An 11,160-nucleotide genomic window follows, 5' to 3' on the forward strand; every position below is an offset into this window, starting at 1 on the left:
GCATGGAACTGGCCCAAGTCCGGCTGCTCGTCGAGGACTTCCGCAGCTGTTACCGCTTCTACCGCGATGTCCTGGGGCTGAAGCCGCAGTTCGAGGCCGAGGACGGCCCGTATGCGAAGTTCCTGTGCGACGGTGGTCCGGCGGGGATCGCCCTGCAGGAGCGGGCGGACATGGCCGACGTCCTCCAGGAGCTTGCAGGGCCGACGGCCGGGTACCGGTCGCTCGTCGTGCTGCGGGTCGATGACGTCGACGGCTACTGCACGGAGATCACCGGGCGCGGGGCCGACCTCGTCCATGGCCCCGGCCCGATGACGGACCGGATGCGGGTCGCCCACCTGAAGGACCCGGAAGGCAATATCGTCGAGCTTCAGGAGTGGCTGGTCCTGCGTTCCGGCTCCGCGGACTGACCCACGAGCCCCAGCACCGGCCGCAACCCGTCCGGCCGCCGGTCCACCGGCAGATGATCGACGGGGAGATACGCGCAGCCCAGCGCCGTGGCGCCGCCGTCCGCCGTGCGGTCGTCGCCGACCATCAGGACGTCGGACGGCGGCAGTCCCAGCGCATCGCAGGCGATCGCGAAGAGCTTGGGGTCCGGCTTCTGGATGCCGTGTTCGTAGGACAGGACGTAGCGGTCGATGTAGCGGTCCAGGCCGTGCGCGCGCAGCACCGGCCGCAGATCCCAGCCGATGTTGCTCAGTACGCCGGTACGGATCCCGCTCTCCCGTAGCCGCGCCAGCACCTCGGCCGCATCGGGGTACGGGGACCAGGCGTCCGCCGTCATCGTGCGGTCGTAGAGCGCGTCGTACAACTCCGGCCGGGGGAGCGGGACTTGGCGGGCCAGGGCGGTGTACAGCTCGCGGTGACGGCTGGCATCGCGGTCCCGGGTCTGCCACAGGTCGGCCAGTTCGGCGGGGAGTTCGGCGGGGGTGGAGCCGCCGGGCAGCGCGCCCGCCCGGTCGAGTGCGGCCGCGGTGCGGGCGAACTCGGCGTCGTCCATGGCGGTGCCGGATGCCTCGAGGACGGCGCGGAGCCAGGATTCGGCGGACTCGGTCCGCATCAGCGTCCCGGAGAAGTCGAAGAGCACACCTTTGATCGTCGTCATGAAGGCCATCCTGTCCGGCGAGCGGCGCCGGGCCAACCCTGCCCCGGAGTTCGGGCCCCGGGCCCGCCCGCCCGACGCCCGTACGCCGCGGTCGCCCCGGCCACCAGCGCCCCGCCCAGCAGCCAGCCGCCGAGGACGTCCGACGTCCAGTGCACGCCCATATAGATGCGGGTGAAGCCGACGCCGATGACGGAGACGGTGACCACGGCCCGCACCGCCCACCGCCAGTGCGCACGCGCCCCGTACAGCCGCAGCACCCACAGGACGAGGCCGCCCGCGACCAGCGCCGACATCGCATGCCCGGAGGGGAAGGCCGCGTACTGCGCGGAGTCCACCGGATCCGGCCAGACGGGGCGCGCGCGCCCGACCACCGCCTTCAGCGCCTGCTGCAGCGCCGTACCGAGGAGTGCGGTGCCCGTCACCCAGACCGCGAGCGGCCGTGCGCCACGCCGTACGAGCCAGAGGACCACCGCTGCCAGCACGGCGCGCATGGTCCACGGGTCCCATGCCCAGTCGGTCAGCAGGCGGTTGACGCCGGTCCAGGCGGGTGCGGCGACGGCGGTCCGGTGCAGTGTGGTCGCCAGGGAGATGTCGAGGGAGAGGAGTGGGCCCCAGCGTGCCAGGACCAGGGCGGTGAGGAGCGCGGTGAGGAGGGTGAGTGGGAGGGCGGCGGTGCGGAGGAAGGACGTGCGGGTGGCGGGGCGCGGGCTCGGTGCCTTGGGGGCCATGGGGTGATCCTCGCCGACGCAGGGGGAGACGGGCGAGGCCGCGCGGGCCGGCCCGCGCTACGTCAGCGCGCTGAGCCCCGGAATGAACGTCACCAGCAGCGGTACCGCCGGGACCAGGGCCGCGCACGCCGTCATCCGCAGCCGGCGGGCGGGGGTGAAGCGGGGCGGCGGCGTCAGCAGCCGGTCCACCCGCTGCGGGACCTGCGCGAGCTGGGGCGGGCAGGGGCCGAACACCCCGCGGTCCTCGTTGAGTTCGACCAGCGCCAGGGCGATCGTCAGCCGGCCGAAGCGGCGCGAGGCCGAGTCGTCGGCGGCCAGCTCGACCAGTCTGTGCACCTGGTCGCGGAAGGCGGCGAAGACGGGGATCTGCGGGAAGCCGACGGCGAGTGCGGAGGCGCAGTAAAGGAGGAGGTCGTGCCGGGCGCGCGCATGCCCCTGCTCATGGGCGATCAGCGCATCGAGCTGACGTCCCTTCAGTCTGCGCAACGCCGAGGTGGTGACGACCAGTTGGGGCGAGGACTGCTGCAGCCACCAGGCCTCCGGGCGGTCGCCCTCCAGCACCACCAGACGCTCCCCGGAAGGCTCCTCGCCCGGCAGCAGCGGGGCGCGGCGCAGGAGATCGGCCCGGCGCCGGCGGCGGCGGGCGCGCGCGGCCCGTACCTCGCGGGTCAGGGTGACGGCCGTCCACGCGCCACCGCCCGCCAGGAGGACGGCCAGCATCCCGGCCCACGGCCCGTACGGCTTGAGCGCATACGCCTCGACGACCACCCGCGGCGCGAAGCCGAAGACCGGGCTGCGGACCGATTCCCAGGCCGCGGCCGCGCTCAGCGACATCGCGAGCACACAGCACAGCAGCACCCCGGCCACCACGCATTGCCACACCCACAGGGCGAGCACCGGCTCGCGGTCGGGCCAGTCGGAACGGGCCATCAGGCGCGGCGCCATCGCCGCGGCCAGCACGCCGAGAATCATCAGCGTGAGGGGGACCATCATGGCGCCAGCCTATGAGCGCCCGGCTACCGGTGGGTATGGCCGCGCAGGGTATGTGACGTACGCCATCACTGCCCCAGGTGTGCAGCGCGACCGGCCAGGAAACCGGAGGCGGCGCGTTCGTCGCAGGTCAGAGCGTCAGCAGCATGGCGAGCATGGCGATGCCCATCGCCACCCGGCAGGCCCCCACCACCGCGGGCCGCCCGCCGGTCATCGCGGCCACCGGGCCGTCGGCCACCACGGCCGCAGGCACGAGACGGACCCCGGCAGCGATGACGAACACGGTGTAGTACGCGAGGAACAGCCCGGTCAGCGGCGGCAGCCCGCCCGGCGCCGAGGGGCCCATCGGGTCCGCGGGGTTCATGTGGGTCATCCGGTCCAGGTGAGCCGTACTGCCGGTCTGCCCGCCCGCCGCCGGGGCCAGGACCATCGCCAGCGCCATGTAGACCATCGCCACCGCGCCCACCGCATGATGGACATGACGCCGCGCCAGCGCCCACACACCCATCGCACCGAAGGCGCCGGCATACAGCCAGGACGACCACGACGGCGGCGCCAGGGCCGACGCGGGCAGCGCCATCACCGCCATCCCCAGCCCCATCAGCCCCTCGCCGCGCGCTTCCACCCGCTGCGCGGCCGTCCCCGTACACACCCGGGACAGGCAGTACGCACCCGCCGCACCACACAGCAGCACCAGCAGCCAGCCGACCAACGGCGGTCCGTGCACGGAGCACCTCCCCAGGCCCGGTGTCACGGGCAGCCCGCATCGGCGCGGGGCATCCCTCCCGCACGACGGCAGCATGCCCGGTTCCGGCCGGGCGCATGGCGGCGCACCGGCGCACCGGGGGAGCACGGAGGAGGTGCGTCAGAGACTGCGCGTCAGAGGTGGCGAGCCGAAGGCTGTGCGCCGCCCGCCCGGCGGGACGCCGTCAGGGGCGGTAGCGCAGCGGATGGTCGGCGGGGACCTCGGTCATCACGATCCGGTGGCCGTCCGGGTCTGTCAGCCACATCTCGATCAGGCCCCACGGCTCCTGCACCGGCGGGCGCAGCACCTCCACCCCGCGCGCCAGCAACTCCTCGTGCGCCGCCGCCGCGTCCGCCACCTGGAGCCACAGCTGGAGGGTGCCCGTGGCGGGCTCCGCGGAGCGCCCGGAGACCTCCAGGAAGCCGCCGCCGAGGAAGTAGACGGTGCCGCGATCGGGCCCCGTACCGAACTCCCGGTAGATCTCCAGTCCCAGCGTCTCGCCGTAGAACGCCCTCGACCGCGCGGGGTCGGACGGCCGCACCAGCACCCTGCTGCTCAGTACCTGCACCATGGGAGGGACCCTATGAGACGGCGCAGGACGAAAGGCCCTGACACGGCGGCCGCACCTCTTGTTAGCCTCGCGGCATGCCGTCAACCAGTCAGCCTGCCAGCAGCCGGTCGTCCACCACCCGGCTCACCTTCCGTACCGCCGTCGACGCCGACATACCCGGCCTCGTCGGGCTCATCGAGTCGGCGTACCGCGGGGACGCGAGCCGGGCCGGCTGGACGACCGAGGCGGATCTGCTGGAGGGCCGGCGCACCGACCCGGACGGCGTCGCCGCCGTGGTGCGGAACCAGAGCGGCCGACTGCTGATCGCCGAGCGCGACGGCGAGCTGATCGCCTGCTGTCAGCTCGAACACCGCGGTGACCACGTCTACTTCGGCATGTTCGCGGTCCGCCCGGCGCTCCAGGGCGGCGGCCTCGGCAAGGTCATCATCGCCGAGGCGGAGCGGACCGCCCAGGCCGCCTGGGGCGCCCGCGAGATGCGGATGACGGTCATCCGCCAGCGCGAGGAGCTGATCGCCTGGTACGAGCGCCGCGGCTACCGGCGCACCGGCGAGCTGACCCCGTTCCCGTACGGCGACGAGCGGTTCGGCATCCCGCAGCGCACCGACCTGGAATTCGAGCTGCTGGTCAAGGCGCTCGGCTGAGCCTGGACGAGGCGGTCCAGCGGCCGGTCACAGCCGCCCCGCCGCGATGATCCGCTCCAGGAAGCGGCGGGTGCGGTCCTGCTGCGGATCGCCGAAGACCTGCTCGGGCGTGCCGCGCTCCAGCACCACCCCGCCGTCCAGGAAGCACACCTGATCGGCCACCTCGCGGGCGAAGCCCATCTCATGGGTGGCGATGACCATTGTCATCCCGTCCTCCTTGAGATCGCGGACGACGCCGAGCACTTCGCCGACCAGCTCCGGGTCGAGCGCCGCGGTGATCTCGTCCAGGAGCAGCAGCCGGGGGCGGCCCGCGAGCGCGCGGACGATCGCGACCCGCTGCTGCTGCCCGCCGCTGAGCCGGTCCGGGTACTCGCCGGCCCGTTCGCCGAGCCCCAGCCGTTCCAGCAGGTCGCGGGCGCGCGCCTCCGCCTCGGTGCGTGGTACGCCGTGCACCCGGCGCGGCGCCAGCGTGATGTTGTCCAGCACGGTCATGTGCGGGAAGAGGTTGTAGGCCTGGAAGACCACGCCGATCCGGCGCCGTACCGCGTCCGCGTCCGCGCGGGGATCGGTGATCTCCTCGCCGTCCAGGAAGATCGCGCCGTCGTCGATCTCCTCCAGCAGGTTCGCGCAGCGCAGGAGGGTGGACTTGCCGGACCCCGAGGCGCCGATCAGCGCGGTCACGGTGTGCGGGGACACCTCGAGGTCCACGTCCCGCAGGACAACGGTGTCCCGCCCGTAGGTCTTGCGTACGGACTCCAGCCGCAGCACCGGGCCGCCGTCCGTACCGTCCAGGTCAGCGGTGCCGTCCAGGTCAGCGGTGCCGTCGGTCGTCGTGGTCATACCGTCCCTCCCTGGGCACGCCGGCGGTCCATCCGGGCGGTGATCCAGTCCGTGAAGCGCGTCAGCGGGATGGTCAGCGCAACGAACACCAGACCGGCGACGACATAGGGCGTGTAGTTGAAGTCCTTGCCGGCGATGATCTGCGCCGCATAGACCGCGTCCACCGCTCCCGCGATGGAGACCAGACCGGTGTCCTTCTGCAGCGATACGAGGTCGTTGAGCAGCGGCGGCACCACCCGCCGTACGGCCTGCGGCAGCACGACGTAGCGCAGCGCCTGGCCGCTGGAGAGCCCCAGGGAACGGGCCGCGGCCCGCTGCGAGGGGTGGACGGACTCGATGCCGGCCCGGAAGACCTCGGCCACATACGCCGAATACGTCAGGACCAGCGCCGAGCCGCCCAGCACCACCGGATCGGTGGTCACACCCTGGAGCCGCAGCGCCGGAACCCCGAAGACCACCATCAGCAGACAGATGATCAGCGGCAGCCCGCGGAAGAAGTCGGTGTACGCGGTGGCCAGGGCGCGCAGCGGGAAGAACACCGGGCCGCGCAGCGTCCGGGCGATCGCCAGCAGCATGCCGATCACCAGCACCGCCGCCCCGCACACCACCAGCAGCCGCAGATTCAGCAGCAGCCCCTCCAACACCTCCGGCAGCGCCTTGCGCGCGTACTCGGCGCTGAAGAAGGTCTCACGGGTGCGCGGCCAGCCGGGGGAGCGGGTGATGACGAGGAAGAGGACGACGCCGGTGACGAGGGTGCTCAGCGCGGCAACGGCGGTGGCCCGCCGGGCCCGCGCCCGCTGGAACCGTTCCCGCTCGATCCGCCGCCGGGAGGGGACATAGGCGTCACCGGCCCCCGCCGGCACCCGCTGTTCCTTCTCCGCCACACCCTTTTCGTACGTCACTTGAGCACCGGAGCGGCAACGGCATCGGTCAGCCACTTCTTCTCCAGCGCGGCGAGCGTGCCGTCCTTGCGCAGCGCGTCCACCGCGGCCGTCACACACCCGGTGATCCGGCTCTCCTTGTCCAGGACCAGCCCGAACTGCTCCCTGGCGGTGCCGCCGGAGCGGAACTGCCCGACGATCTCGGCGTCCTTGACCTCGGCCGAGGTGATGTAGAAGGCGGTCGGCAGATCCACCACGATCGCGTCGACCTGCCCGTTCTTCAGCGCGGACTTGGCCAGGTCGTTCTTCTGGAAGACGGCGGGGGACTGGCTCGGCCGGATGGTGTCGTTGATGACATCGAGGCTGGTGGTGCCGACCTGCGCGCCGAGCTTGGCGCCCTTGAGGTCGGCGGCGCTCTTCGCCTTCGCGGCCCGGGAGCCCTTCAGCGCGACGACCGCCTGCCGCACGTCGTAGTAGCCGGAGGAAAAGGCGACGGCGTGCTTGCGCGAGGCGCTGATGGAGATCTGGTTGATGTCGAAGTCGAACTTCTTCTCGCCGGGCGCGAAGGCGTTGTTGAACGGCACGGTCTGCCAGCGCACCGCGCCCTTGCCGTAGCCCAGCTGCTTGGCGACGGCGTAGGCGACGGCCGATTCGAAGCCCTTGCCGTTGGCCGGGTCGTCGTCGACGAACCAGGGCGCATAAGCGGGCTTGTCGGTGCCCACCGTGAGCGTGCCGGAGGCCACGGTGGCCAGCTTGCCGTGGTCACAGCTCTGCTTGCCCCGCCCGGCGGCGGAGCCGCCACCGGGGGACTCGCCCTGCGGGGCACAGCCGACGGCCGCGGTGAGCAGTACGGTGGCGGCCGCAGCGGCAAGGCGGGTGGGGCGGTTGACGAGGCGCATGGCGGGAGACTGGCAGTGCGCAAGGTGATCTGTCGAGATCACCGGGCCGAACGTCCGCATGCTGGAAGGACATTGCGCGCCTGTGAACTGCGGATTTCCGCGTACGGCCGGTCCCGTGGGCGCTACGCCGTGAAGCGCACCGCCCGCCGGATCTCGGGCTGGTCGGTCACCACACCGTCCAGGCCCAGCCCGCGCGCGAGCCGTAGCTGGTCATGGGTGTTGACCGTCCAGCCCAGGACCTTCAGCTGAGCGGCGTGCGCGCGCTCGACCAGTTCAAGGGTGAGCCGGCGGATGTTCAGCGAGAGCATGCCCGCGCCGACGGCCTGGGCGCGGTCGACGATATCGGTGCCGTAGCGGCTGCCCACCAGGGCCGTACGGACGCCGGGCAGCAGCGTGCGGATCGCGGCCAGCGCCTCGTCGTGGAAGGAGATCACATCGATCCGGCCGGTCAGATCGCGCGAGCGCATCACCTCCGCCAGCGCCTGCGCGGCCGCCACGTCCTTGATCTCCGCCTGCAGTGGCGCCTTGACCGCCTCCACTACCTCCTCGAACACCGGGATCTGCTCGCCCCGCCCGGCGTCCAGCTCGCGCAGTTCGGCGAGGGTGCGCTCGACGATCGGGCCGGTGCCGTCCGTCGTACGGTCCACGTCCGCGTCGTGCATCACCACGAGCGCGCCGTCCTTGCTCAGATGCAGGTCCAGTTCGATGACATCGAGGCCCTCGCGCTCGGCGCGGACGAAGGACCGCAGGGTGTTCTCCGGCTCCACGCCCATGACCCCGCGGTGGCCGATGGTGAGAAAGGACAAGGCTGCCTCGCTTCTGTCGGTTCGCTTCTGTCGGCTCTGAAACTGTCGAACACTGTCGGGACCAACGAGCGGAAAGCGCCGGCCGGAAGTGTCGACCGTCGACAGACTGTTGCCCGAAATGGCCCACAGCCTAATCCGTTCCAGGCCGCAACGCTGTAGGGACAAATGCCCACTAGCCCGTATGAGTGCCCCATGCTGTGGCATTCCGGGTCAACGTACCGGGTCCGCCCCTGCCGGCCGTGGGCCGGGGAACCTTTCCGCCCGGCCAGGGTCTCAGAAGAAGTGAGGCACATACAGGAGCGCGGCCTACGGCGCCGATGGCGCGGGGACGGGCGGAGAGGCACAGGATGCACCATGGCCGGGACGAGGCGTTCAGCGCCTTCATGGCGTCTCGCTATCCGTCCCTGCTGCGGACGGCAACCCTGCTGACCGGTACGCCCACCGGGGCCGAGGACCTGGCGCAGGAGGCGCTGCTGCGCACCTACCGGGCGTGGCGGCGGATCGGCCGGGTCGAGGCGGCCGAGGCGTATACGCGCACGACGATGGTGCGGCTGCTGGCCAAGGACCGGCGGCGGCGCTGGAGCCAGGAGATCCCGGCCGAGCGGCTGCCGGACGTACCGGGGCCGGGCCATGCCGAGTCGGTGGCGACCGCGGTGTCGGTCCGTGCCGTGCTGCACCGACTGCCGCCCGGCCAGCGGGCCGTACTGGTGCTGCGCTTCTACCACCAGCTCACCGAGCGGCAGATCGCCGCGGCGCTCGGCTGCTCGGTCGGCACGGTCAAGAGCCGGGCGGCCCGCGCGCTGTCCGCGTTACGTGCCGCGGGCTTCCTCACAGCGGTAACGGATCGGGAGAAGGGCGCGGGCGATGAGTGACGACGGAGGGCGCGTGCTCGTGGCGGAGCGGGTGCGGCAGCTGCTGGTGGAGGCGGCCGAGCCGGACGTCCGCGTCCGCTGCCCCGGGCCGGAGTTCACCGAGCAGGCCCGCCGGGGACTGGTACGGCGGCGGGCGGCACTGGCCGCGGGCGTGGCGGCGGTCGTCGCCGTGGGGGCGGTCGCGGTGCCGCTTGCCTTCGGCCGTACGGACGGGGAGGCCGACCGGATGGTGCCAGCCGCCTCTGCGTCCTGCGTACGGGCCGCCGCGAAGGAGTACTCCTGGTGGTTGGGGAGGGGATTTCATCCGGTGAGCGGGACGGTGCGGCCCGGAAAGATCCATCTGGACGACGGGATCAGCCGGGGCTCCGGCTTCCGCTTCGAGATCGACGGGACGCTGGCACCCGGCACGCTGCCGTCCCGAGGGTCGGTCACCATCTGGAATCCGGTCTCCGCGGTGCAGACGCCGACCCCCGGCAGTAGATACGTCCTGCTGATGAGGTCCACGGGCCGCCCCCGCACGAACGGCGAGCCGTTGTACCACTTTGCGCCGGGGCCGGGCCGCCGGATCGGGAACGACGGAAAGGTGCGGCTGGACTGCGGGCGCGACGGCGAACGGTCGGTGTCCCCACGGGAGTTGAGGTCGGCGATCGCCGACCGGTAGCGGCCGGACCAACGGCTCACTCGTCCGGGGGCGGCCCGCGAGCCCCTCTTGCCGCTTCTCTTGCTTCTTCCACGTATGCCGACTAGTCATATGCCTGATGGAAATAAGGAGTTCGCCGGAACGCACCCCTGCCTGCAGCCCCGGGAGGCGCCATGAAGTTCTCGGTCATCTTCGAGGCCCAGCTCGCCGATCCGACCGTCGAGCGCGAACACCAGCTCTTCCACGACAGCGTCGAACAGGCCGTGCTGGCAGAGCGGATGGGCTTCGACCGGATCTGGGCCGTCGAGCACCACTCCCTGAAGTGGTACGCGCATATGAGCGCCCCGGAGATCTTCCTGACCTGGGTCGCGGCCCGGACCAGCACCATCCGCATCGGGCACGGTGTGGTCTGTATGCCGTTCGCCTTCAACCATCCGGCGCGGGTCGCCGAGCGTGCCGCCACTCTCGATCTGCTCTCCGGTGGCCGGCTCGACCTGGGTGCCGGGCGCGGTGGCACCGAGCAGGAGACCTCGCTGTGCGGCGTCGACCGGGACCGTACGGCCCAGGAGGTCCAGGAGGCGCTGCGGATCATCGGCAGGGCCTGGCAGAACGAAGAGCTCGAGTATCACGGCGAGTTGATCGACATCCTGCCGCACCCGATTCTGCCCCGCCCGCACCAGAGCCCGCACCCGCCGCTGTTCCTGGCCTGCAGCCGTATCGACACCCTGCGGCAGGCCGCCGACATGGGCCTCGGCGCCCTGGTGATGGGCTTCGCGGGACCGGACGCGATCGCCGGGATGCGGAGCGCGTACGACGCGGCCCGTGCGGCCCGTACCGGCGACCGGCTGGTGTCCACGGAGATCAACGATCACTTCTCGGTGCTGTGCCCGACGATCGTGCTGGACGACCGGGACCGCGCCCGCGCGGTCGGGCTGCGCGGCCAGCGGTTCTTCGCCCAGTCCATCGGCTACTGGTACGGCGGCGCCGGACTGCCGGACGAGGCGGTCGTGGCGGGCGCGAGCGCCGCCGAGGCCGAGGCCGAGCTGCGGCGCGCCGCCGAGCAGGTCGTGGCCCGCCTCAACGAGCAGCGCATCCCCGTCCGCCCCACCTCCACCGCCACCTTCCACGCCGACCACGCCTATGGCACCGCCGAGGACGCCATCGCCTACGTGGAGCGACTGCGGGCGGCGGGCGCCGACGAGGTCATGTGTCTCATCCAGATGGGCACGGTCCCCCAGGAGGTCTGCCTGGAGACCATCCGCCAGTGGGGTGAAAAGGTTATTCCGCGCTTTTCCGGCGTCTAGCGGCACGGCAAGCAGGTCGGGCGGGGACCTCTGAGGGGTGGTGTGGCATATGCCACACCACCCCACCAAGTTTTGGGGGCCCCCCGCGACCCCCCCACCCCGGGGAAGTTGGTTTAAAAATTTGATTAAATGGGAACGTCA

The 11,160-nt window shown here is 71.8% G+C and carries 14 protein-coding genes; 5 read left to right on the forward strand and 9 right to left on the reverse strand.

Annotation, left to right across the window (positions count from 1 at the left end):
• Positions 1-2 precede the first annotated feature (2 nt).
• Complete coding sequence (locus tag AB0D04_RS34125; RefSeq protein WP_362711257.1) at positions 3-407, forward strand: VOC family protein; 405 nt, start codon at positions 3-5, stop codon at positions 405-407.
• Here AB0D04_RS34125 and AB0D04_RS34130 read toward each other — a convergent pair.
• From AB0D04_RS34130 to AB0D04_RS34150, 5 genes are all read right to left on the reverse strand, one after another.
• Positions 368-1,102 carry an HAD-IA family hydrolase gene (locus tag AB0D04_RS34130; RefSeq protein ID WP_362711258.1) on the reverse strand — a complete coding sequence of 245 codons (735 nt, stop codon included), beginning with the start codon at positions 1,100-1,102 and terminating at the stop codon, positions 368-370. The genes AB0D04_RS34125 and AB0D04_RS34130 overlap by 40 nt on opposite strands.
• Positions 1,099-1,830, reverse strand: coding sequence for a phosphatase PAP2 family protein (locus AB0D04_RS34135; protein ID WP_362711259.1), 732 nt, complete (start codon positions 1,828-1,830; stop codon positions 1,099-1,101). Before AB0D04_RS34135 ends, AB0D04_RS34130 begins: the two co-directional genes overlap by 4 nt.
• Before the next feature lie 57 nt (positions 1,831-1,887).
• Positions 1,888-2,823 (reverse strand): M56 family metallopeptidase, encoded by a 936-nt coding sequence (locus tag AB0D04_RS34140; protein ID WP_362711260.1) that lies wholly within the window; start codon positions 2,821-2,823, stop codon positions 1,888-1,890.
• A gap of 127 nt (positions 2,824-2,950) precedes the next feature.
• Positions 2,951-3,547: a DUF5134 domain-containing protein gene (locus AB0D04_RS34145; protein ID WP_362711261.1), complete on the reverse strand. Its 597-nt coding sequence runs from the start codon at positions 3,545-3,547 to the stop codon at positions 2,951-2,953.
• Positions 3,548-3,749: 202 nt separating this feature from the next.
• Positions 3,750-4,136, reverse strand: a complete 387-nt coding sequence (locus tag AB0D04_RS34150; protein WP_362711262.1) for a VOC family protein — start codon at positions 4,134-4,136, stop codon at positions 3,750-3,752.
• 74 nt (positions 4,137-4,210) lie between these two features.
• Between AB0D04_RS34150 and AB0D04_RS34155 the strand changes: the two genes are divergently transcribed.
• Positions 4,211-4,777: a GNAT family N-acetyltransferase gene (locus AB0D04_RS34155; protein ID WP_362711263.1), complete on the forward strand. Its 567-nt coding sequence runs from the start codon at positions 4,211-4,213 to the stop codon at positions 4,775-4,777.
• 27 nt (positions 4,778-4,804) lie between these two features.
• Here AB0D04_RS34155 and AB0D04_RS34160 read toward each other — a convergent pair whose 3' ends face one another.
• The 4 genes from AB0D04_RS34160 to AB0D04_RS34175 all read right to left on the reverse strand — a co-directional run bounded on the left by AB0D04_RS34160 (position 4,805) and on the right by AB0D04_RS34175 (position 8,203).
• Positions 4,805-5,617, reverse strand: coding sequence for an amino acid ABC transporter ATP-binding protein (locus AB0D04_RS34160; RefSeq protein WP_362711264.1), 813 nt, complete (start codon positions 5,615-5,617; stop codon positions 4,805-4,807).
• Complete coding sequence (locus AB0D04_RS34165; RefSeq protein ID WP_362711272.1) at positions 5,614-6,501, reverse strand: amino acid ABC transporter permease; 888 nt, start codon at positions 6,499-6,501, stop codon at positions 5,614-5,616. The genes AB0D04_RS34160 and AB0D04_RS34165 overlap by 4 nt, the downstream gene beginning before the upstream one ends.
• Positions 6,502-6,515: 14 nt before the next feature.
• On the reverse strand, positions 6,516-7,397 hold the full coding sequence (locus tag AB0D04_RS34170) for an ABC transporter substrate-binding protein (protein WP_362711265.1): 882 nt from the start codon (positions 7,395-7,397) through the stop codon (positions 6,516-6,518).
• Positions 7,398-7,519: 122 nt separating this feature from the next.
• Complete coding sequence (locus AB0D04_RS34175; RefSeq protein ID WP_362711266.1) at positions 7,520-8,203, reverse strand: glycerophosphodiester phosphodiesterase family protein; 684 nt, start codon at positions 8,201-8,203, stop codon at positions 7,520-7,522.
• Between the two features lie 347 nt (positions 8,204-8,550).
• Here AB0D04_RS34175 and AB0D04_RS34180 point away from each other — a divergent pair, with 347 nt between their 5' ends.
• The 3 genes from AB0D04_RS34180 (at position 8,551) to AB0D04_RS34190 (ending at position 11,019) form a co-directional block, all read left to right on the forward strand.
• Positions 8,551-9,075, forward strand: coding sequence for a SigE family RNA polymerase sigma factor (locus AB0D04_RS34180; RefSeq protein WP_362711267.1), 525 nt, complete (start codon positions 8,551-8,553; stop codon positions 9,073-9,075).
• The gene (locus AB0D04_RS34185; RefSeq protein ID WP_362711268.1) at positions 9,068-9,736 is read left to right on the forward strand and encodes a hypothetical protein; all 669 of its coding nucleotides are present in this window, start codon (positions 9,068-9,070) and stop codon (positions 9,734-9,736) included. The genes AB0D04_RS34180 and AB0D04_RS34185 overlap by 8 nt, the downstream gene beginning before the upstream one ends.
• A 152-nt stretch (positions 9,737-9,888) precedes the next feature.
• A complete protein-coding gene (locus AB0D04_RS34190) occupies positions 9,889-11,019 on the forward strand; it encodes an LLM class flavin-dependent oxidoreductase (RefSeq protein ID WP_362711269.1) in 1,131 nt (376 codons plus the stop codon).
• Positions 11,020-11,160: the final 141 nt, after the last annotated feature.

The organism is Streptomyces sp. NPDC048483 (assembly GCF_040651455.1).
Lineage (GTDB): Bacteria > Actinomycetota > Actinomycetes > Streptomycetales > Streptomycetaceae > Streptomyces.